Origin of the sequence: Nocardia sp. CA-290969, from assembly GCF_050936135.1 — a bacterium.
In the GTDB taxonomy this organism is placed as follows: domain Bacteria; phylum Actinomycetota; class Actinomycetes; order Mycobacteriales; family Mycobacteriaceae; genus Nocardia.
On sequence record NZ_JBNJNJ010000001.1, the window covers coordinates 2,439,009 to 2,460,752 of the forward strand.

The 21,744-nt window shown below is 68.9% G+C and carries 20 protein-coding genes; 11 read left to right on the forward strand and 9 right to left on the reverse strand.

Going from position 1 to position 21,744, the window contains the following annotated elements; translation table 11 throughout:
* Positions 1–115: 115 nt before the first annotated feature.
* The gene (locus ACQEVO_RS11375) at positions 116–910 is read right to left on the reverse strand and encodes a PucR family transcriptional regulator (RefSeq protein ID WP_432911934.1); all 795 of its coding nucleotides are present in this window, start codon (positions 908–910) and stop codon (positions 116–118) included.
* A 53-nt stretch (positions 911–963) separates the two neighbouring features.
* Positions 964–1,428 (reverse strand): Sec-independent protein translocase protein TatB, encoded by a 465-nt coding sequence (gene tatB / locus ACQEVO_RS11380; RefSeq protein ID WP_432911937.1) that lies wholly within the window; start codon positions 1,426–1,428, stop codon positions 964–966.
* Between the two features lie 228 nt (positions 1,429–1,656).
* On the opposite strand from tatB, the gene ACQEVO_RS11385 reads away from it, so the two are divergent.
* The 10 genes from ACQEVO_RS11385 (at position 1,657) to tatC (ending at position 13,631) form a co-directional block, all read left to right on the forward strand.
* On the forward strand, positions 1,657–3,231 hold the full coding sequence (locus ACQEVO_RS11385) for a condensation domain-containing protein (protein WP_432911940.1): 1,575 nt from the start codon (positions 1,657–1,659) through the stop codon (positions 3,229–3,231).
* A complete protein-coding gene (locus ACQEVO_RS11390; RefSeq protein ID WP_432911943.1) occupies positions 3,228–4,706 on the forward strand; it encodes an MFS transporter in 1,479 nt (492 codons plus the stop codon). The genes ACQEVO_RS11385 and ACQEVO_RS11390 overlap by 4 nt, the downstream gene beginning before the upstream one ends.
* Positions 4,706–6,313, forward strand: a complete 1,608-nt coding sequence (locus tag ACQEVO_RS11395) for a glycosyltransferase family 39 protein (protein ID WP_432922582.1) — start codon at positions 4,706–4,708, stop codon at positions 6,311–6,313. Before ACQEVO_RS11390 ends, ACQEVO_RS11395 begins: the two co-directional genes overlap by 1 nt.
* The gene (locus tag ACQEVO_RS11400; protein ID WP_432911945.1) at positions 6,310–7,446 is read left to right on the forward strand and encodes an alpha/beta hydrolase; all 1,137 of its coding nucleotides are present in this window, start codon (positions 6,310–6,312) and stop codon (positions 7,444–7,446) included. Before ACQEVO_RS11395 ends, ACQEVO_RS11400 begins: the two co-directional genes overlap by 4 nt.
* 56 nt (positions 7,447–7,502) lie before the next feature.
* Positions 7,503–8,708 (forward strand): oxygenase MpaB family protein, encoded by a 1,206-nt coding sequence (locus ACQEVO_RS11405; protein ID WP_432911948.1) that lies wholly within the window; start codon positions 7,503–7,505, stop codon positions 8,706–8,708.
* A gap of 50 nt (positions 8,709–8,758) precedes the next feature.
* The gene (locus ACQEVO_RS11410; protein ID WP_432911951.1) at positions 8,759–9,523 is read left to right on the forward strand and encodes a lytic transglycosylase domain-containing protein; all 765 of its coding nucleotides are present in this window, start codon (positions 8,759–8,761) and stop codon (positions 9,521–9,523) included.
* 167 nt (positions 9,524–9,690) lie between these two features.
* Positions 9,691–9,939, forward strand: a complete 249-nt coding sequence (locus ACQEVO_RS11415; protein WP_432911954.1) for a hypothetical protein — start codon at positions 9,691–9,693, stop codon at positions 9,937–9,939.
* A 579-nt stretch (positions 9,940–10,518) separates the two neighbouring features.
* Positions 10,519–12,303, forward strand: a complete 1,785-nt coding sequence (locus ACQEVO_RS11420) for a hydroxysqualene dehydroxylase (RefSeq protein ID WP_432911957.1) — start codon at positions 10,519–10,521, stop codon at positions 12,301–12,303.
* Between the two features lie 86 nt (positions 12,304–12,389).
* Complete coding sequence (gene tatA, locus ACQEVO_RS11425) at positions 12,390–12,653, forward strand: Sec-independent protein translocase subunit TatA (RefSeq protein WP_432911959.1); 264 nt, start codon at positions 12,390–12,392, stop codon at positions 12,651–12,653.
* 108 nt (positions 12,654–12,761) lie between these two features.
* Positions 12,762–13,631, forward strand: a complete 870-nt coding sequence (tatC, locus tag ACQEVO_RS11430; RefSeq protein WP_432911962.1) for a twin-arginine translocase subunit TatC — start codon at positions 12,762–12,764, stop codon at positions 13,629–13,631.
* 286 nt (positions 13,632–13,917) lie between these two features.
* Here the strand turns inward: tatC and ACQEVO_RS11435 are convergent, their stop codons facing one another.
* Positions 13,918–14,724, reverse strand: a complete 807-nt coding sequence (locus ACQEVO_RS11435) for a PucR family transcriptional regulator (protein ID WP_432911965.1) — start codon at positions 14,722–14,724, stop codon at positions 13,918–13,920.
* Between the two features lie 6 nt (positions 14,725–14,730).
* Positions 14,731–16,011 (reverse strand): PucR family transcriptional regulator, encoded by a 1,281-nt coding sequence (locus tag ACQEVO_RS11440; RefSeq protein WP_432911967.1) that lies wholly within the window; start codon positions 16,009–16,011, stop codon positions 14,731–14,733.
* A 262-nt stretch (positions 16,012–16,273) separates the two neighbouring features.
* On the opposite strand from ACQEVO_RS11440, the gene ACQEVO_RS11445 reads away from it, so the two are divergent.
* Positions 16,274–16,921 carry a TetR/AcrR family transcriptional regulator gene (locus ACQEVO_RS11445; protein ID WP_432911969.1) on the forward strand — a complete coding sequence of 216 codons (648 nt, stop codon included), beginning with the start codon at positions 16,274–16,276 and terminating at the stop codon, positions 16,919–16,921.
* A gap of 46 nt (positions 16,922–16,967) precedes the next feature.
* Here ACQEVO_RS11445 and ACQEVO_RS11450 read toward each other — a convergent pair whose 3' ends face one another.
* From ACQEVO_RS11450 to ACQEVO_RS11470, 5 genes are all read right to left on the reverse strand, one after another.
* Positions 16,968–17,459, reverse strand: a complete 492-nt coding sequence (locus ACQEVO_RS11450; RefSeq protein ID WP_432911972.1) for an SSI family serine proteinase inhibitor — start codon at positions 17,457–17,459, stop codon at positions 16,968–16,970.
* Between the two features lie 292 nt (positions 17,460–17,751).
* The gene (locus tag ACQEVO_RS11455) at positions 17,752–17,994 is read right to left on the reverse strand and encodes a hypothetical protein (protein WP_432911975.1); all 243 of its coding nucleotides are present in this window, start codon (positions 17,992–17,994) and stop codon (positions 17,752–17,754) included.
* A gap of 165 nt (positions 17,995–18,159) precedes the next feature.
* Positions 18,160–18,951: an SDR family NAD(P)-dependent oxidoreductase gene (locus tag ACQEVO_RS11460; RefSeq protein ID WP_432911977.1), complete on the reverse strand. Its 792-nt coding sequence runs from the start codon at positions 18,949–18,951 to the stop codon at positions 18,160–18,162.
* Positions 18,952–18,992: 41 nt separating this feature from the next.
* Positions 18,993–20,657 carry a class I adenylate-forming enzyme family protein gene (locus ACQEVO_RS11465; protein ID WP_432911979.1) on the reverse strand — a complete coding sequence of 555 codons (1,665 nt, stop codon included), beginning with the start codon at positions 20,655–20,657 and terminating at the stop codon, positions 18,993–18,995.
* 113 nt (positions 20,658–20,770) lie between these two features.
* A complete protein-coding gene (locus tag ACQEVO_RS11470; protein WP_432911981.1) occupies positions 20,771–21,646 on the reverse strand; it encodes a TIGR03619 family F420-dependent LLM class oxidoreductase in 876 nt (291 codons plus the stop codon).
* Positions 21,647–21,744 lie beyond the last annotated feature (98 nt).

Sequence of the window (21,744 nt, forward strand, 5' to 3'; positions counted from 1 at the left end):
TGCTCCGGTGTGCTGAGGCCGAATGGCCGGCGGGTTTCTCCGCGGTACCGTTGATGTAACAATGTATCAGTAGTTGGTTCATCGTGATACGGATTCGGGAATTGTGGAGCGGTATTTATCGGCCACCGACGCGGAATCTGTAGGCAATAAGTGCGGAACGCAGCAGCCAGCTGTCGTCCGGTCGCATCGGATCCAGGCCGATCAGATCGAAGGTGCGCTCGAGCCGATGACGCACGGTATTGATATGCACCCCCAGCCGCCGTGCGGTACGCCGCGGCTGAAATCCGGTTTCCAAGTGGTGTGCCAAGGTCTCCAGCAGATGCGGATGGGATTCCAGTGGTTCGAGCAGGGCGCTGAGCCGGTCGAAGGCGGGGCCGGGCCGGGTGAGGTGATAGGGCAGTGCCAGATCCGCCCACCGGTACATTCCCGGCCGGTGGTCCAGCCGGACCGCCACCTCGAGCAGTTCGTGCGCGAGTGTCGCGGCGGACGGAACCCGGTCGATATCGGCCGGCGCGACGGTCGCCAGCAGGGCGGCGTCGGCAGCATCGGCCAGGTGCGTCAGCAGCTCCTCGGCGCACCGGGTATGGCGGCCGGTGCTCGGCAGTAAGACGGTATTGCCGTCGGGGCCGAGTAATGCGGGCAGCGGATCGGGTCCGCCGAGCAGGAGTTCCGCACGTATCCGCTCGATGATCTCGGCCTCGGCGGGCGTACCGGGCTGCCGGCGCACCGGGGCCGCCCGGCACACGGTGACGGCAATGACTTCGTAACGGTCGGTATAGGCGTGCCCGGCGATCCGGGCGGCGGCCGCCGCCCGCGGCGGGAAGAGCAGTGAGCGGGCCAGTTCCTCGCTGGTAGCGCGCTTCCGGTGGCCGTAGGTGCCGTGGTCCGCATAGCGTATCGGTGCGCTCATCGCCGAATCTCCGATCGTGTGCTGGTGGCGAACCGGTGCGCGGCGGCGCGGAGCTAGCGGGCCGGTTCGCCCGACTGGGTGCGGTCGCCCGGATCGTCGCCGAGCGCCTCCGGCCCGCCGGCGGCCGGCGATTCGGTGAGGTTCACCGTGGGTGTCGTGGCGGGCTGGTTGATCAGGCCGAAGTTACCGGGATCGATTTTTTCGGCACTGAGGCCGGCCAGGGTCGCCCGGATATCTTCGGGGACAAGGGGTTCGTCGCCGAGCAGATGCCGCGTGACCAGCGAGCGCGGGTCGGCGTTGCGCAGCCGGCGGAGTTCGGCCAGTGGCGCACGGAGCTCGTCGAGTTCCGGGCCCAGCTCGCGTTTCAGGCCGGCGGTCGCGCCGGTGGCGTATTCGCGGGCCTGCCGGAGTGTCCGGGCGGTCCATCGTGCGGCCTCGGGAAGCCGCTCGGGACCGAGGATTACCAGCGCCGCCACGAGGAGGACCAGGACCTCGCCCCATCCGATACTGCTGAACACATGGCCGAGCGTATCCGGCGTGCATCTCCGAAATTACAAAGCAACGCAACTTTGTTCACTGTCACAGTGGATGTATCGGTAAAGGCCGTGCCGCGGTCGGGAAATCGGAAATTCAATATGCGAGAGCGCAATTTGGATTGCGGTCCAGGTAGGAGTTCGAACGTCGCTGGAGTTGCTCACAGAATCGCCACCACCGGTGGTCGCGGTGGTGCGGGGTGTCGTTAACTCGTGGGCGAGTTCGCCGGGGAACACAGGCTTTTCGGCGGCTCCGGCGTCGGCGAACGCCGCGCGGCGGCCGGTCTCGGCCGTCGGTTCCCGGGTGGGGACGGCGCATTCCGCATGTGCCGGACCCACCCCGATCGGCACGAATCGAGGCATTCGGTGGTCAATTACGGCTTCTTCGAAGAATGGGATCCCGCAGGCGGTGTGCTCACCACCTGGACCGCGACCCCGCAGTCGCGGGAAGCGGCGCGACGGGCGCCCGCCCACCCCACTGCGCCGTCGTATCAGCAGGAGGTCTACCTGCGGGCCGCGCACCGCGAGACCGGGAAGGGATTCCGCGCGTCCCGGCTGTGCATGATCTCCTTCGACCTGCCCGGTAAGCCCGACCACCGTGCGATGACCCGCACCGTGAACGCCTTCCTGCGCCGCCACGATACGTTCGCCGGCCGGTTCGTGCGCCGCGCCGACGGCTCCTTCGCCCGCCACCGGATCGACGTCCGCAGTATCGAATTCCAGCCGGTGCGGCACGGGGAGGTCGCCGGGAGTGCCGCGGTGCGCGCGCATGTACAGCGCGAAACCCCCGGACCGTTCGACTGGGACTGTTTCACCTTCGGCATCATCGAGCGGGCCGACGCGTTCACGGTGTACGCGGCTGTCGACCATCTGCACACCGACGGGGTCGCGCAGGCCCTCACCTTCGTGGATCTGCTGACGATCTATTCCGCGGAAAGCGGCGGCCGTGCCCCCGTGCTCCCGGCGGTGACCGGCCATATCGCCTACTGTGCCCGGGACCGGCGGGTGAACGAGGGGCTGGGCCGGGCATCGGCCGGCGTGCGCGCATGGCGCAATATCCTCTACCGGCACGGCGGTGAAATCCCGGGCTTCCCGGTGGATACCGGATCCGAGCGGGGCGGCTACACCCGGGGTGCGCAGGTGACCGCGACGCTGCTCCCGGAGGAGCGGGCGGTCGAATTCGACGAATTGTGCGCGAAACAGGGCGGCCGTTTCCTCGCGGGTATCTTCGCGGCGGCCGCCTGTGTGGAACGAGAACTCGCCGGCCGCAGCCGATACCTGGGGCTGACTCCGGTCAACACCCGGCACGAGGCCGGGGAAGCGGCCTCGGTCGGCTGGTACACCAACCTCGTCCCCGTATCGTTCCCGGTGGGGGCCGCCGACAGCTTCGCCTCGCTGGTGGGTTCCGCACAGCGGGCGATGGACCGGTCCAGGGAGTTGTCCGATATCTCGCTGCACCGGGTGCTGGAACTCGCTGCCGATGATCCGAATATCACCGCGGCCCCGGGGTGTTCCACGCCGATGCTGTCGTATCTGGATATCCGGCGGATTTCGGGTGCCGCTCTGTTCACAGCGGTCAACGGCGGGATCTACGCCAATCCGATCAGTCCGCGTGAGGTCTATATCTGGGTGAACCGGTTCGCGGACGCCACCCGGATCACGCTGCTGTTCCCCGATACCGCGGTGGCCCGCGAATCCGTTACCCGCTACCTGACCGCGTTCCGCCGTGTCGTGGACACCGTCTGCGCCACCGGGGATTACGGCCTCGCCGTGGAAGCCGTGCCGTGATCGTCCCGGTCGCCTCCGGCGCCACGGAATCCCGCGTACCCCGGCGTCCGGTCCCGGGACCGCTGGTGGCCTGTCTGTTCGCTGTGGCGGTGCAGGTGCTCGATATGACCATGCTGGCGACGGCGCTGCCGGCCGTCACCCGTGAGCTGCGGCTACCGGCGCCCCAGCAGGTGCTCGTGATCTCCGGATACAGCCTGGCCTTCGGCTGCCTTCTCCTGGCCGGGGCCCAGTTCGGTGACCGGTTCGGCCGCCGGCGCGCCTACCTGACGGGAATGGCGGGGTTCGCCGTCGCCGCGGGCTGGTGCGCCACGGCCGGCAGCGGACCGGAATTGATTGCCGGCCGGTGCGTCCAGGGGCTGTGCGCCGCGCTGGTGGCGGCACAGACCCTGGCGATTCTCACCGCGTCCTACGGGCCGCGGCGGCGGGTGACGGCGTTCACCGCGCAGAGCGCCACCGGCGCGGCCGTGGCCGTCGCAGGTCCCGTACTCGGCGGGATCCTCGTCGACGCGGACCTCGGCGGTATCGGCTGGCGTTCGGCTTTCCTGGCCGAACTGGTGCTCGCGGTGGTGGCGGTGGCGGTGGCCCTGCGGTATCTGCCGGGGCACCAGCCCACTGCCGGTGGGCGTTTCGATCCTGTCGGTGCGGGCCTGGTGGTCGCGGTCGTCGGCACACTCCTGTATCTGGCGATGCCGGTAGGCGGACCGCGCTCGGTGACCGAACTGGCGCTCGGTGCCGGGTGTGCCGCGGTGCTGCTGCCGGTGATCGTCCACCGCGGCCGCGGTCCGCAGCGCGCTCCGGCCTTCCCCGCTGGGTTGTTCACGCGGCGCGAATTCGCCCTCGGCGCCGTGGCCCTGGTCGGCTTTTCGGCGCTGTTCGCCGGAGTTCCGGTCACGGTGTCGAGTACGGTCCAGCTCGGGCTCGGGTTCAGTGCCCGGCAGGCCGGAATGCTGCTGCTACCCAGCGCACTCGGTGCCGTGGCGGGAGCGCTCACCGCGCCCATCCTGGTGCGCCGGTGGGGGCACGCGACGCTCACCGCGGGCATGCTGCTCTTCGGGCTCGCCGCGCTGACCGTCGCCGTGCTGCTCGACCCCGGTTCGGGCCGGATCGAACTCCCCGCCCTGGTGCTGCCGCTGGCGGTGGCGGGGGTGGGGCTCGGCTGGTTCGCGGCGCCGCTGACGGGCCTGCTGATGTCGGAAGCCGATCCGGCGGACCCGGGTCCGGCGTCGGGACTGGTGCCCACCCTGCAGCAATGGGGCGGTGCGCTGGGCCCGGCGGTTCTGCTGGCCCGGCCGGGACACGGATCACCTGAGCCCCTCCCTGCGCCGGCTTCCGGTCCGGCCGGATCGGGTGCGGAGCTCGATTCCCTTGCCGTAGCCCAGTCCTACCTCGCCGCACTCGACGGCGCGCTGTGGATCGTCACCGGCGTCGCGGCCGCCTTGGCCGCCGTGGTCCTGGCATTACCCGGGCGGCGGTGATGGTCTCCGCGGGACGTGCGCTACCGGCCGGGGTCACCGGCGCGGCGCGTCACCGGGATGCCGCGATATCGACGTTCGCGGTGGTTCCGGTATCGGTCCTGGCGGGTGCGGCGGGACTGTTGTGGCTGCTGCGCGCGGATCGCTACCCCCATTTCGGGGACGAACTGTATTTCCTGATGGCCGGGCGCAATCTCGCCGTGGGATACGTGGATCAGGGGCCGGTCGTCGCGCTGGTCGCCCGGGTGGCCGATCTTGCCGCGCCCGGCTCGCTGATGGCCCTGCGCGCGCCGGCCGTGCTGGCGGCGGTGGCCGCCGTGTTGCTCACTGCCGTGCTGGCCCGGGAATTCGGTGGTGGTACCTACGCCCAGGTGCTGGCGGCGCTGGCCTACGCGACCTGCCCGTTCGCGCTCTCCCAGGCCGCCGCACTGTCCACCTTCGCGCTCGAGGTCACCTGCTCGGCGCTGGTGGTGTGGTTCGTGGTGCGTTGGGCCCGGACCCGCGACCCTCGGCTCATCCCGGTGGCGCTGGCCGTGGCGGCCCTGGGCCTGCAGATCAAATGGCTCGCACTGGTGGTACCGGCCGGTCTCGCCGCCGGGATCGCGCTGGCCGGGCCCCGTGCGCTGTGGCGTCAGCGGGTGTTGTGGGTGGCGGTCCCGGTGGCCGCGCTGAGCGCGCTACCCGGTGTCGTCTGGCAGGCCCGGCACGGCTGGCCGCAGTGGGCGATGGGGGAGGTGATCCGCGCGGAGCAGACGCCGGCGACCGGCGGGCGGATCGGTCTGCCCGGACACCAGTTCGTGCAGGCCGGTGTGCTCGGAACGGTTCTCGTCGTCGCGGCGATCGTGGGATTCCTGCGCTACGACGGGCTGCGCCGGTACCGGTTCGTCGCGGTGGCGGCGGCGGTGGCGCTGCTGTTCGTCGTCGTCACCGCGACCCGGCCCTACTACACGGCGGCGCTGCTGCCGGCCGTGCTCGCGGCCGGGGCGGTGGCCCTGACGGCATGGTCCGGGCGGTGGATCCGTGGGGTCGCGGTGGGCTCCGGCGTCCTGGCCGCGGCGCTCGCGGTCGCCGCGGTGCTGGTGTTGCCGCTGGAATCGGCGGACCGGCCCAGCGATTCGGCCGCGCAGGTGTACACGCGGCTGCGGATGTCCGGGACGAGCGGCTGGCCGGTGCTGACGGCGACGGTGCTGCGGGCCTACCGCGATCTGCCGGCGAATATCCGTGACCGCACGGTGATCGTCACCGATACGTATTGGCAGGCCTCGGGGCTCGAATACCTCGCGGGCGCGCAGCTGCCGCCGGTCTACAGTCCCAATCGCGGCTACATCTCGTTCGGCCGGCCGCCCGACAGCACCGGCAGCGTTCTCTACGTCGGTTCGGCACGGGGCCGGGCCGCACTGTGCGGCCACTTCCGGACCGCGGCAACGGTGGCAGCGGCCGACGATCCGCTCGGTTTCCCCGGCATCAGCCGGTTCGTCACCGTGGCGCACTGCGCTGGACCGGTGCGGCCCTGGTCCGAAATCTGGTCGCACACAGCAACCCTGGCACTCGATATGGGTGTCGCAACAGGGCCCGATACGGACCGTTCGTCCCGAAGGAGTGACAAATGACCCGGTATGCACCGGATTCGAGACAATCCGCGCCCACCGAACCGGGCTCCACCCGCGGTGCGGTCCGGCCGGCGGGCCGAAGGCGGTGGCGTTCGGCACCCGGTATCGCATGCTGTCTGCGCACGGTCGGGCGGTGCCTCGCGGCTCTGCTCGTACCGATCGTGCTCTTCGTCGGCGCCGCGCCGGGTTCGGGGGGTCCGCAGGCGGCCGCCGGGCCGGCGGGGGAGTCCCGGATCGTCGGCATCGCGCCGGACCCCGACGGAGTTCTCGACGTGCAGGTGTACTCGGCGGCCATGGATACCGTCCTGGCGGTCAAGGTGCTGCGCGCCCGGGATACCGCCGCCGCGGCACCGGCGTTGTATCTGCTGAACGGGGCCGCCGGTGGGCACGGCGCAAGCAGCTGGCACCAGAAAACCGATATCCGGGAGTTGTTCGCCGGCGAACAGGTGAATGTCGTGATACCGCTGGGCGGTTCGGGCAGTTACTTCACCGATTGGCAGCACGACGATCCGGTACTCGGCCGGCAACAGTGGACGACATTTCTGACCCAGGAGCTGCCGCCCCTGATCGACGAGGCGTTCAACGGGACGGGCGTGAACGCGGTGGCGGGAATCTCCATGGCGGCGACCTCGGTGTTCCAGCTGGCTCTGGCCGCTCCCGGCCGCTACGTGGCCCTCGGTTCCTACAGCGGTTGTGTCCGTACCTCGGATCCGATGGGGCGGATGATGGTCCGGTCGGTCGTCGGCCGCTGGGGCGGGGACGCGACCAATATGTGGGGGCCGTGGCCGAGCCCGGCGTGGACGGCCAACGATCCCTATCTGCACGCCGAGGAGTTACGCGGTATCACCCTGTACGTCTCGACCGGGACCGGTCTGCCGGGACCGCTGGAAACCCTGCAGGGATCGGGTATCGGTGGCGATATCGGCAAACTCGTGGATCAGGCGGTGGTGGGCGGCCTGCTCGAGGCGGTCACCAACCATTGCGCGCATACGCTGCGCGATCGGCTGAACGAACTGGGAATTCCCGCTGTTTTCGACCTGCGGCCGAACGGGACGCATTCCTGGGGGTACTGGGAACACGACCTGCACCGGTCGTGGCCGCTGTTCCGGGATGCGCTGGCGCGCGGGCAGTAACGCACGTGACCGTGCCGCAGATTTCTCGTGCTCGTCGACCGTCCGAAGGACCGAATATGACTGTGATCGTTCCCGTCCGGCATCCCGAACTACCCCGCAAGCTACCGGCCATGCGCGTGCTCGCCGCGTTGCTCGGCGTCGGAGATCCGACCCCGGCGCGATGGAAGGAACTCGGCGAGGCCCTGACGATCGGTGATCCGCCGATGGATGCCGTGGTCGACTGGATGTACCGCTACGGGCTCGACGTCACCTGGCCGCTGTTCGAGCAGGCGCTGGCGCAGGGAATCGCCGAAATGCGCGGTGCGCCCGCCCCGCTGCGGGATTTCTTCGTCGAAGTGGAATCCCCGCCGGCGTGGCTGGAACGCGACCGGTTGCACCGGGGTGCGCGCGTGTACCGGTTGGGCGGGGCCGACGGGGTCTACGTCGCGCGTGATGTCTCGTTCCTCGGTGGCTACCTGGCCTCCGGATTCAACAAGACCCTGTTGCGCACCGGTGCGCTGGAGAAGGGCCCCGCCAAACGGTTCGCCGAAACGGCGCAGTGGGCATTGAACGTCACCGCGGAGAACGGATTACAGCCCGGTGGCCCGGGCTACCGGTCGACGATTCAGGTCCGCCTGATCCACGCGATGGTGCGGCGCCGGGTCGCGGCCATGCCCGACTGGCGCGGGACGGAGTGGGGGCTGCCGGTCAATCAGACGGATATGGCCGCGACGCTGGTGGGGGCATTGATCGCACCGCTGGTGGGCTCGATCCCGCTGGGCATCATCCCGCCGCGGCGGGACCTGGACGACGCCGCCCACCTGGTGCGCTATGTGGGATGGCTGATCGGTGTGCAGGACAGTTTCCTGCCCACCGATTTCCGCGGTGCCGTCCGGGTGCTCTACCACACCCTGTCCGCCATCACCGATCCGGACGAGACGACACCGCAGTTGGCGATACCGATGGCCGACGACCCGCTGAACTGGCACTATCGGAACTTCCCGGCACTACGCGGGCGGATCGCCCGCGCCCAGCACCTCTCCATCGCCGGCGCCCTGCTGGGCCCCAAGGCGATGCGCCGGCTCGGCATTCCGGCGTATATGCCGCCGTGGTACCCGCTGCTGCGACTACCGGTGAACCTGGTTCGGTCGGTGCTGATCCGATTACCCGGTGGCGCGGACCGGGCCGCCGCGCGCGGCCGCCGGGCCCAGGAAGCGTTCCAGTGGACGCTCACCGGATCGAATTCGGTGGTGATCGGCGAATCGGTCCGGGGGTTCGGGTGACGGGCCGGCATCGCCGGCGGCAGCGGCGGGCGGTACCCCGGCTCTCGGTGGTGACACTCGGCAGTCTGCTGCCCACCGGAGTCTTTGCCGTGGCGAACCCATCCGATGAAGTGACCGCTGTGCCGGAGGACGATCTCGCGCGCGGGGTGAAGGGCGTGGACGAGAATCCGGTCGCCGTGCCGCGCATCTCCTCTCCTGCCTTCGTACCGTTGAAAGAAGCGAAACCGGCCCCGCCGCCACCACCACCGCCGCCTGTGGTGGCGGTTTCGGTGCCGGTGGCCGGGGATATCCCGGCGGTGGCGGTGGCCGCGTATCAGCACAGTGCCGAGGTACTCGGCGCGGAGAGTCCTGCCTGCGGCCTGCCGTGGACCCTGCTCGCCGGAATCGGCCGCATCGAATCGGGTCATGCCTTCGGTGCGCCGGCCGACGACGCCGGAAATCCGGTGGAACCGATCTACGGTCCGGTATTGGACGGGACCCTGGACGGAAACGAAATCATCACCGATACCGACGACGGCGTACTCGACGGTACGACGACCCACGATCGTGCGGTGGGCCCGATGCAATTCATCCCGGAAACCTGGCAGTACTACGCCTCGGACGGCAACGGCGACGGCGTCACGGATCCGCAGAATATTTTCGACGCCGCCCTGGCCGCGGGCCGATATCTCTGCGACGGTGGCACCGAGCTCGCGCACCGAGAGCAGCGTGAACGGGCGATCCTGCGCTACAACAATTCCGTGGCCTACGTGGTCTCGGTCCTGGCTGCGGAACAGGCTTACCGCGAAGGCTCGGGTGGGACCGCGGTGAGCTGATCGGTTCCTGCCGCCGGCGGAACCGAATAGTTTCGGTTCGGGGGATCGAAAGTGCAGAAAGCGATTCGGCCGCACTATATACGGTCACAAACAATTCGGGATCGGAAAATATCCGCGATACGATTTCGTTGTCTTATCGGATAGCCGCGCGAAAGGTTGAGTGATTTATGCGTGCTATGGCAAAAGTGGGTGCAGCCGGAGCGATTTTCGGTGGCCTGGTATTCGGTGCGGTACCGGCGCAGGCGGCTCCGGGTATTGCACTCGGGCCCGCGGCGCCCGTCGCGGAGCCGGCGGTGGTCGCCGATCCGTTGTCGTCGCTGAGTGCCACGGGATCCGGTGCGGTCAGCGCCGGTTCTTCGGTGCTGTCCTGCATCGCGTCGACCATTTCGGCCGGTCCGTGGTGCCTGCCGGGGTAGCATTCGCGCGGGTTCCGGTTCGGTTCGGGCCCAGTAATTCGGGCCGGTGACAACCGCTTTCACACCGCGGCGGCGGTCCGGGAGTGATCCCGGGCCGCCGCCGCTTTCGTTGTTGTGAACGTGCCAGGGCGGTTCGGGAATCCGATAGGCGATTCTCCGATGACGTACCGAAAGCACCTGTGGTGCAGTGCCGTACGGTACCGTCTGTGCCGGGCACCGTAACGCGCGGCGGGTGCCTTTTCTCGCTCGGCGGTTTCGAAATAATGGAACAGGCACCGATCGGGGCCGCCGAGCGAGATTCCGCCGCCACTCCGATTGATCCAGCTTCTCGGTTGTCGCGTCGCCGTATATCCGACCCGGTTCGCACCGGGACCGTCGCCGGTGGGTGGCGGTCCTGATATTTATATTCCATGCTCTCCGTGTGGATTTGGGTAACCCCTTGGTAGGCGGTAGCGGAAATAGGTGTCGCTGTCTGTGACATCACATCAAGAGCGAAACTTCCGTTGACCCCATGTATCAAATCTGGATACGTTGTTGCCCACCTGATCGGAAGCCTGATGCCAAAAAGGACGTGATCCAATGGCCGAATCCGAAGTCTCCCGCCGTAGTTTCGTGAAAGGTGCTGCGGCCGGTTCGATCGCCGCGGCCGCCGCCGCAGCCGCCGGCAGCGGGCTGGTGGGCATCACCAATGCCCAGGCTGCTCCCGCCCAGAAGAAAGTTGCCGTTCTGGGCGGCGGTATCGCCGGTCTGACCGCCGCGCACGAACTCGTCGAGCGCGGGTTCGAAGTCACCGTGTACGAACGACGTGCGTGGGGTGGTAAAGCCCGCAGTATCGATACACCGCTGCCGGTGGCCGGCGGCCGCAAACCACTGCCGGGCGAGCACGGCTTCCGATTCTTCCCCGGCTATTACCAGGCCATCCCCGATACGATGAGCCGAATCCCCTTCGAGGGCAACGCACGCGGGGTGCAGGACAATCTCGTCGAGGCGCTCACCGCGACGGGTGCGCAGTCAGCGCCCGACATCACCATTCCGTTCGCGCTGGATTTCGACGCGATCGGGCTGGCGGCGAACCCGGAGAAGATCCTCCGGACACTGCTCGGCGGCATGATCTGGCTGCCGAAGCTGCCGATCCCCGATCTCGTCGTGCTGCTCCGGTCGCTGCTCGTCTTCTTCACCAGTAGTGACGAGCGCCGGCTCGGCCAGTGGGAGCACACCTCCTTCAAGGACTTCGTCCTGATGGACGGCTCGAACCCCACCTACAACCTGCTCATCTCCACCGTCACTCGCGCCCTGGTGGCGGCCAAGGAGGAGAAGGCCAGCGCCCGGACGATCTGCAACCAGGCCGAGGGATTCCTGGCCGCCATCCTGCACCGCACCGACGGCCGGTTCCCGGACCAGGTCCTGAACGGGCCGACCAACGAGCGGTGGTTCAACCCGTGGCTGGCCTATCTGCAGAGCCAGGGTGTCAAGTTCGAGCTGGGTACGGAAATCACATCGCTGGAAGTCGCCGACGGGAAGATCAGGGCGGCGAAGGCGACCACCGCATCCGGTGACACCGATATCGAGTCCGACTGGTTCGTGCTCGCCTTCGCCCCGGAGCAGGTGCCGCAGTACCTGAGCCCGGAGATCCTGGAGCTGGATCCGGATCTGGAGCGGATCAAGAAGCTCGAGGTGGACTGGATGAACGGTATCCAGTTCTACCTGAATACCGATCACCGGTTCTTCCGGGGCCACGTCGGCTGGATCGACTCGCCCTGGCGCCTCACCGGTATCCAGCAGGGCCAGTTCTGGACCACGAATTTCGCCGACACCTACGGCGACGGCAATGCCAAAGACTGCCTGTCGCTGTGCATCTCGGACTGGGAGGTGCCCGGCCACGTCGTGCGCAAGCCCGCCATGGAATGCAGCCCGGAGGAAATCGCCGAGGAGGTCTGGCATCAGGTCACGAAGGCGGCCCAGGGCGAGCCGCTGGTCCCCGATCTCACGGACCGGCAGCTGCACTCGTGGTTCCTCGATCCGGGATACCGGTACGACCCGGCCGCGGGCAAGGGGACCAACGAGGACTACTTGATGATCAACACCAAGAGCTCCTGGGAAAATCGTCCCACCGGACCCACCAAGATTCCGAACCTGTTCCTGGCCGGCGACTATCTGCAGACCGAGGTCGACCTCGCGACGATGGAAGGTGCCTGCGAGGGCGGACGGCACGCGGCGAACGCCATCCTCGACGCGGCCGGCTCGGATGCGGAGAAGGCAGTAATTCTGCCGCACCCGACCCTGAAGGAGTTCGAAGGGGCCCGGAGGCTCGACGCCAAGCGGTACGCGGCCGGTCTGCCCAACCTGCTGGATTTCAAGCGGTAATCCGTTCCATTTCGGTTCGGATCCGGCCGGCCCTGGTCCCCTTGCCGGGCGGCCGGATCACCCTTCGACAACGACTGGAGGTAGCCATGGGTTCGTTGAGTCCCACACACTGGCTGATAGTTGTCCTGGTATTCGCCTTGTTCTTCGGCGCCAAACGGTTGCCGGACGCCGCCCGCAGCCTGGGCCGTTCGATGCGGATATTCAAGACCGAAGTACAAGAGATGCACGAACCGGCGAAAACCGATTCGACCGATCCGGGCACCGCGACGGTGCGGCAGCTGCCCGCGCCCGAGAAACCCGGACAGGTATCGGAGGCGAAACCCGTACTTCGGGATTCCGTGCGCGCCTGACGCTTCCGGAGACAGGCCGGGCGGGGGTGTTACCGGAATCGGATCCGGTGACACCCCCGCTGGTGCGCGTGGGGCCCTTATCGAGACAGCACGATCCGAGGCGAGGTTATGGGAATTTTGGCGGGTATCCGTCGCGGCCGGCGGCGGACCGATCCGGACGGCACCATGCCGCTGGTCGAGCACCTGCGCGAACTGCGCAGCCGGCTGCTGACATCGCTGGCGGTCATCGCCGTCACCACCGTGCTCGGCTTCTACTGGTACGGGCATACGGTGTTCGGGCTGCCGAGCCTCGGCGAGATGGTGCGCGGACCGTACTGCTCACTGCCGCCGCATGTGCGTGCGGCCATCACCCCCGACGGGAGTTGCCGGCTGCTCGCGACCGGCCCGTTCGAACAGTTCGTGCTGCGGCTGAAGGTCGGGCTCACCGCGGGGGTCGTGCTGGCGGCGCCGGTATGGCTGTACCAGCTGTGGGCGTTCATCACGCCCGCGCTGCGGACCGCGGAGCGCAGATATACCGTGGGTTTCGTCGTTGTGGGCAGCGCACTGTTCGCCTGCGGCGCGGTGCTGGCGTACGTGGTGGTGGCGCACGCCCTGGGGTTCCTGCTCGCCATCGGTGACAATGCGCAGATCACGGCATTGAGCGGTGCCGAATACTTCGGGTTCGTGATCCAGCTGCTGGTGATCTTCGGGGTGAGTTTCGAAACCCCGCTGCTCATCGTCGGACTGAACCTGATCGGGGTGCTGGACTATCAGCGCCTGGCCGCGTGGCGCCGCGGAATCATCTTCGGGCTCTTCGTTTTCGCGGCCGTGGTCACGCCGCAGGACCCGCTGTCGATGTTGGTGCTCGCAGGATCCCTCACGGTCCTGTTCGAACTGGCCGTCCAGTTCACCCGATTCAACGACAAACGCCGGGCCCGGCGCGCCGCAGCCCTCCCCGATGACGAGGCCGCCCCGATACCCGGCCCGGAGCCGGTGTAGTCGCGGAGGACGAGGGCTACCCGGTACCCGGCCGGAGCCGGTGTAGTCGCCGAGGGCGAATCGGCCCCGGTCGTTCGGCCTGTGAACCGATATCACCGCCGGGTTCGGTCCGGCGACGGTACCCGGCCCGCGAGCCGGTGTGGCCTCCGAGGGCGAGCGCACGTCGGTGCGTGGCCCGGGAGGGGCGTTGTCACCCCCGGGGGTGCGGCCTGTCCCGGCTTCTGACCGGCGGCGACCGGTGGGCGCACGCGGTGACACGGGCGGGACGTGGCTCCGCCCGGGGGATTTATTCGGCCTCCGCGTACCCCCGGACGACCAGTGCGGAGCGCAGATACCACAGCCCCGGTGCTTCATTGGCGTCCAGGCCGGTGAGTTCGCCGATGCGTTTGAGCCGGTAATCCACTGTGTTGGGGTGAATATGCAGGGTGCGGGCGGTCCGCTGCCGATTGAGGTTGTTGGCGATATGGGTGCGCAGCGTGCGGGTCAGCTCCGGGTGTCCGTCGAGGGGGTCCAGGAGCGATCCGAGCTGGTCGCGTCCCGGTCCGGGCCGGGTGAGCTGATATTCGAGGGCGAGATCGTCGAACCGGTAGACCCCGGCCGGGAGGTGCAGCCGACGGACCACATCCATGACCTCCCAGACCTGTTCGGCCGCCTGCGGGATATCGGCCGGCGCCGCCTCCGCGACCACAGCCGACACCGGCGCGCCCACCGCCGGGGCCATCAGGTCGGTGAGGGTGTCCACGACCCGGCCGGTGCCGGCGGGCAGGAGGACGGTGGTGCCGTGCGCGGTCCGGTGCGCCAGCGCGCCCGGGTCGATCAGGCCGGCGATATCCGTTCCCGGTCGGTCCGACCCGGGTCCGTGGTGTTCGCCGACCGCCGCGGAAACCGCGATATCCACGGCCAGAACGTGATACGAGTCGGCCACCACGATCCCGGCAGCCCGCGCAGCCATGGCCGCGCTGCGTCCCGACAGCAGTGTGGCAGCCAGCGCCTCGGCCGTGCCGCCGAGTTGCGCGGCCTCGGGGCTGTGCCGGTCGGCGGCGAGCGTGCTCGATGTGGTGCGGGAGGGAAATACCGTGTCCTGAAAAGCCATTCGCGATCACCTGGGTTCCGGGCTGTCTTCCCGCACCGGGTCTGCGGCGGGTGGCCGGGTCGCGCACGCGCAGGCGGCGCGCGGCGGCGCGCCGGATCCGGCCGAGGGGTGCACGGCGCGGCCGCATTCGTAATCGTGGGCGACGAGCGCGGACTGCAGGCACCACAGCCCGGTTTGCTGCACCGGGTCGCATCCGGTGAGTTCCTGGATCCGCCGCAACCGGTAGTCGACGGTATTGCGGTGCAATTCGAGGATGTGCGCGGTGACCTGTCGGCGCAGCCGGTTGCGGATATAGAGCAACAGGGTGTCCAGGAGCTCGGGATGGTCGTAGAGCGGCGCGACCCGTTCGGCCAGCCGGGCCCGGGCGGGTCCCGGACGGGTGAGCTGGTATTCGAGGGCCAGATCACGGAACCGGTAGAGACCGGGGTCGTACTGCAACCGCTGGGCGAGATCGAGGAGTTCGTGGGCGGTATCGGCGGCGCCGGTGATTCCCGTGCGCTGCGCCGTGACCGCTGTCGCGAGGACCGGGACCTCGGCTGCCGCGGCGAGCTCGGCGACCAGGTCGGCGGGGTCGGCGGCGGATTCGGCGGGTACGAGCAGTGTGCCGCCGTGTACGCCGAGTGCGGGCAGGATCGACGGGTCGCGGAGCAGGACCGGGCGCATCCGGTGCAGAGCGCCGGGTGCCTCCGGATCCGGCGGTGCCGCATCGGATGCGGCGCAGCGGCGTCCGGTGGACTGATCGAACGCGAGGGCGAGAACCGTGTATGTGGTGCCGATCCGGGCACCGGGCGGTAATGCCTCGGTGCGGCCGTCGGCCACGGCGGCGGCGAGTGACCGCAGAGCCGGTACGGGACTGTCCGATCCGGTGGACAGCGGCCGGGTGAGCCCGGTGGAGACCGCGCGAGCCACGGCTTCGTGGGCGTGTACGAACCGGCGGAGGGCGGGCAGCAGTTCCCCGGCCGAATCTGCGGGCGCACCGGCGAGGACAGCGGCGAAGGATTCGTCGACCGCAGTGCGCACGACACGGTGGAACGCCTCGGCGGTGCCGCCGCGCCGGACCCAGTCGGCGGCCGATTCGTGCAGCCGGGCGAGTTCGGGAACCGCCGGTGCGGGCTCCCGGTCCGCGGTGTCGCCGGTGAGGATCCGGGTGCACGCCTGGAGGACCGAGGCCCGGCAATCCGGGAGGTCCGGGTGATTCGCCCGCCCACCCGGTGCCCGGGCCTCCCCGGGCGCGCCCGGCCGCGGGTCGCGGTCGCCGGGGCGGCGAACGTCGGCGCTGACGGTCATATCGGCTCCATTCCGCTGGCCGGCCGCGTCGGGACAGCGGCCGGATGGATCGGCCCCCGGACCGGCTGGGGTGCGGTAACGGTGGCGGATCGGGACGCGCATGGCGTAGGTATCGAGCAGGGCGCCAACGAGGGGTGGGTTGGCTTACTGGTCGTCTACAATAGCCGGAATGTAACAATGCATCAATATCGGGTTCGTCGTTTTCGGACACGGGTCATTACAAGCCTTTGACCCGATGAAACAGGGGATGTATTTTCGATACATGTTGCGCGCGTACGACGAAATCGACGAAAGGATCCTGGACGCGGCCCTGCAGCGCATCCTGCAGGTGGGAATCCGGCGGAGCAGCCTGGATGACATCGCGCGCCGCTCCGGAGTCAACCGGGTCACCATCTACCGGCGCTTCGCCGGCAAGGACAACCTCGTCGACGCCGTACTCGCCCGCGAGATCCAGCGGGTACTGGCCGAAGCCACGGCGATCGCCACCACCACGCCGGGGGTCGAGGCGCAGATCGAGGAAACGGTTCTCTACATCCTGCGGCTCACCCGTACCCATCCGCTGGTCACGCAGTTGATCGAGGTGGCGCCGGAGGAGGCGCTGAGTTTCTACACCGTCCGCGGTGAAGAGCTCGTAGCGGCGGGCATCAAATTCATCGTGAGCATTCTCGACGCCGCGCAGGAGCGCGGGGAGATCGACCGGTACGGCACCCGGCCGGTGGCCGAACTCGTCGCCCGGTTCGCGCATTCACTGATGCTGACGCCCACGGCCGGAGCGGATTTCGCCGACGCCGAATCGGCCCGCGCCTTCGTGCGTGCGGCGATTCTCCCGCTGATGCAACACGGCCTGGGCCCGTCGGCGTGGCCCGCGCCGCGCCGCCGGGCACGGTCGAAATCGCCGCGAACCGAATGAGGTCGTGGCGCCCGGAGCCGCGGCGGCGCGTCCGGGCGCCACGCGGTCAGAACTTGTAGACGTACTCGGCGGCATTCGCCAGCATGCACCAGTTACCGAAATCGTGCTGGTAGGTGACGGGGCGGCTGTCCCATAAACCGATCACCAGCAGCGAAACCGGTTCGTAGACCATCGGGCAGGCTCCGTGCTCAGCGGTGAGCTTCGCGAAATCCCCACCCGCCTCGGTCAATTCGGCGCAGGCGTCCACCGGCTCCGGATGGGTACCGCCCTGTGTGGGCGCGCACAGCAGAGTGGTGGTGCGGAACTCGGGTTTGCCGGATCGGGCGACCGCGGCCAGCGTCAGCACCGAGACCCGGGAATCCGCCGAATCGGGTGCGGGAGTCGTGCGGGTGGTGTCCGGTGCCGTGCTCGGCGGTGCCTGCGTGCCGGTCGTCGGCTCGATGGTCGTCGTGGATTCCTGGGCCTGGGCGGGTGCGAGGGCGAACCATGTGCCGCAGACGAGTACCGCCGCGGCGGCGAGGCGACCGAGTTCCATCATTGTCCGAGCCTTCCTCGAATATCGGCCGCAACGATATTTCCCACCATTCGGCGCGGCCGGTCCGGTTACCGGAACCAGTGTGAATTATGCGCCGGAAAGTGGGATATGTGAATTGTCCACAGGGCGCTCGAAAGGGTTTTGCGCGGTAATTCCGCGGATGCTCCGGGCCGGCAGCGGGGGCGCACTGCCGGACCCGGAGTTGCCGGCTCCGAGCCGGACCGGGCGCGTGGAATGGGCCGCGCCCGGTCCGGCTCGGAGCCGGAGCTCACTGTCCCGCGAGGCGGGACACCGATCAGGATCCCATGCCGCCGGACAGGCTCGAGACCAGGTCGGTCATGATGTCCAGACTGGTTTCGAGGACTCCGGTTCCGGCATCGATGATGCCCGACCCGGTGCTGGGCAGCAGGCCGGAATCGGTGACCCCGGGCGCGGTGCCGGAGTTACCGGGTGTCGGGGCGGCCTGGGCGGGCGCCGCCGCCAATGCCAGCGTGCCGGCAATAGCGGCGGAAGCGAGAATTCCGGAAAATGCGCGCATGATTGTTTCTTTCTGGTCGGAAACTTCTTGCGCCGCCAGGCTATCCCGGGATTTTCGGCCCTCGGCGGAATTGGTGGCGATACACGACAATTGCGCATATCCATTCGTGCGGTGATACGGCAGGGCCGTGGAGGCGCCGCAATACGAACTACGGGCCGGCCGGGATCAACTGCGGTTCATCAGTTTTCGCATGACCCGGGCGGCGCCGGCGACGAGACGGTCGCGCGGGAAGCCGCTGCGTTTCTGGGCGTCGGCGTAGTTGCCGCCCGCCACCCGGACCGGGCCGTCGGCGAGATGGTCGAGTCCCTCGCGGGCGACGTCGGCGGGTTCGGCGACGAGCATGCCGGGGATGTCCATGTTCAGGCCGGCGCGCTGCATGGCCGGGGTGCGCGTGACGCCGAGGACCAATTCGAGGACGTGCACACCGTGTTCCCGCAGTTCGAACCACAGGCCCTCGGCGAAGATCCGGCTGAACGCCTTGGCGGCGGAGTAGACGCTCTGCTGTTCGGTGCCGAGGTAGCCGGCCAGGGAGCCGAGCAGCACGATCCCGCCGCGGCCGCGCTGTTTCATGAGGGCACCGAAATGGTGGGTGAGTTCGAGCTGGCGGTCGATGTTCAGGGTGATCACACCGCGGAACGCGGTGAGGTCGCCGGTGACGAAATCGTGGCCGTAGGTGTTGGCGCCGGCGTTGAAGATCAGCAGTCCCACCTCGAGATCCGCGGTGGCCGCGCGGATTCGGTCCACGGCATCGCCGGCGAGCAGATCGAGGGTGAGGGTTCGGACCTCGACACCGGCGGCGCGTACTTTCGCGGCGGTTTCTTCGAGGGGGCCGGGTTTGCGCGCGATGAGTACCAGGTTGATCCCGGCGGCGCCGAGCTGGTCGGCGAAGGCCGCGCCCACGCCCTCGGAGCCGCCGGCGATCACAGCCCAGGGGCCGTATCGGTTCGAGTCGATCACTGTCGGGGACCTTCCTTGTAGGAAGCCGGTTGTCCGGCGGATCAGAGGGTGATCTCGCGGCGGGCGAGTTTTCCGGTCGCATTCCGGGGCAGCGGCTCGGTGGTGATCCGCCAGCGGGCCGGCACCTTGAAATACGACAGCCGTTCTCGCGCATACTCGGTGAGCTGTTCGGCGGTGAGGTGCGCACCGGGAGCGACCACCACCACGGCCGCCACCTCCTGGCCGAGATCCGCGTGCGGAACACCCAGGACGGCGCATTCGGTGACGTCCGGATGTTCGTCGAGACAGTCCTCGATCTCGGTGGGGTAGACGTTCTCCCCGCCACGCAGGATCAGATCCGAACGGCGCCCGCTCAACCGCAGTCGTCCCCCTTCGAGCACACCGAAATCGCCGGTGCGCAACCAGCGGTCCGGGGTGAGTGCCGCGGCGGTGGCGGCTTCGTCGTCCCAGTAGCCGAGCATCACATACGGGCTGCGGACACATACCTCGCCCTCCGTACCGTCCGGGACCCGCGCAGCGGACGGATCCCGGATCTCGAGGTCCACCAGCAGGATCGGACGCCCGAGCGTTCCCGGCGCCTGTTCGAGGTCGGCGGCGGTGGCGACCGCGATCGCGGTACTGCATTCGGTGAGACCGTAGCTGTCGACCAGCGCGTTGCGGGCGAACGGGAACCGTTCGCGCAGCCGGTCCTTGAACGCGATCGAGGAGGGCGCCGAGGCCAGAGCGAAAGCGGTGAGCGAGGACAGATCGTAGGCGTCGGTGCCCTCGTGTTCGAGCAGCCGGGCGGCCATGGTCGGCACGGCGCCCCAGTTGGTGACCCGTTCGCCTTCGATCAGCCCGAGCACGGTGCCGACATCGAAAGCGCCCTCGTTCATGATCACCGCACTGCCCGTGGCCAGCCGTGGGACGACCAGATTGTGCAGGCTCGCAATATGGAACAGCGGTGAGGTGAGCAGGTAGCGCAGCGGGCTGGGCTCCGAATCGGAGTATTCGCGACCGCTCAGTGCGGCGGTGAAGGCGTCGGTGAACCGGTGGTAGTCGGCGACGGCGAGCAGGTTGCGTTGCGAATGCAGGGCGCCTTTGGGGCGTCCGCTGGTGCCGCTGGTGTAGAGGATGACCGCCGGATCGTCCTCCTCGACCTCGGGCCGGGGGAGTTCGGCGCCGGCGTGTTCGGCGATCAGGCGTGGCAGGTCGGTCGTCGTGAGCACGGTGCGGCCGGCGGTATCGAGTTCGTCGAGCAGCCGGGCGCGTTTCGCGTCGGCGATGACGACCGTGGGGCGGCAGTGCCGTAACCCGTAGCCGATTTCACGAGGCACCCACCAGCTGTTCAGCCCGACGGCGATCGCTCCGAGGCACTGGGCGGCCCAGAACGCCATCACCCATTCGGGGCTGTTGGCGGCGAGGATCGCCACGCGGTCGCCCGGGCGCACCCCGTAGTTCTCGCGCAGCGCCACCGCCAGCGCCGCCACCGCATCGTGATGCTCGGCGAACGAGATGCGGCGGTCGGTGGTGACCAGATAGTCGCGCTCACCCCACGTCCGCGAGGCGGCGACCAGTTCGCCGACGGTGCGGCCGCGGTGGCGCAGCACCGGCAGGACGGAGCCCAGGACGTTCTCGGGCACGATCTCGAACCGCCCGCCCGGCCCGGTGAGCCGCCGGATGATGGCGTCGAGCTGCGCCTGGATATCCGGTACGGGTGTCGTCATGGTGGCCGCCCTTCTCCGCACGGTGCCTGTCGGGCAGCAACATCTCACGGACCGCGCCGGCGGTCCGCGGTCACTACCACTGAGCGAGACTGTCGGGGCACCGGCGGGTTCGGTCAGCTCGCACGGAACGTACAGCCGAGTTCCGCGCCCAGGGTGCGGAGAGCGGCGAGCTGCTCGCAATAGGAGTCGGCGCCGGTGGCGGTCAACGCGACACTCGCGATGGTGGTGCCCGCGGCACGCAGCCGGTCGAGGGCACGGGCCGTCCGGTCCCGGTCGCCGAGCGGGTCGAGTGGGCGGCCGGTGCTGAGCACCAGGTCGAAGCCGTCGGGGAGTTCCACCGCGGTGAGCATCGCGGTCAGGTCGGTGAGCGAGAGCGCGAACGGGACCCAGCCGTCGCCGAATTCGATCGCCCGTCGCAGCGAGCGCCGGGTGCGCCCACCGATCCACAGCGGAACCCGCGGCTGCACCGCATGCGGTTGCACCAGCAGATCCTGGAAGTCGTGGTACCGGCCGTGATACTCGGGCCGCTCCCGGGACAGAGCGGCCCGGAGGGCGGCGAGCGCGTCATCGGCGCGGGCCCCGCGATCGTCGAAGGACGCACCGAGCAGGTCGAACTCCGCGCGCAGGCTGCCGACCCCGAGACCCAGCACCAGCCGCCCGCCGCTGACGACGTCGAGCGTGCCGTAGCGTTTGGCGATCTCGAGGGGATGGTGGTAGCCGAGCACCAGCACCTGGGTGGCGAGCCGGATCCTGGTGGTGCGGGCGGCGAGGAAACCGAGCGTGGCCAGCGGATCCCAGTAGGTGCCGCCGCGTTCGGCGGCGATATCGACCGGGACCGCGACGTGCTCACTGCAGGTGAGATGGTCGAAACCCAGCCGGTCGGCGGTTTCGGCGATCTGCGCGAGCTCACTGATACCCGCACCGCGTTCCCATTCGGCGCACAGCGCCGGATGGGTGACGACGATGGGCGACGAGATTCCGATATGCATCCTGGCGATATCTCCGCTGCTCGGCCGGGCTGGTGAAGGACGGGGTCCGTTCTACCCGGCCGGAGCCGCCCCGGTGGGCTGCCGTCTCGGTGGCCGGT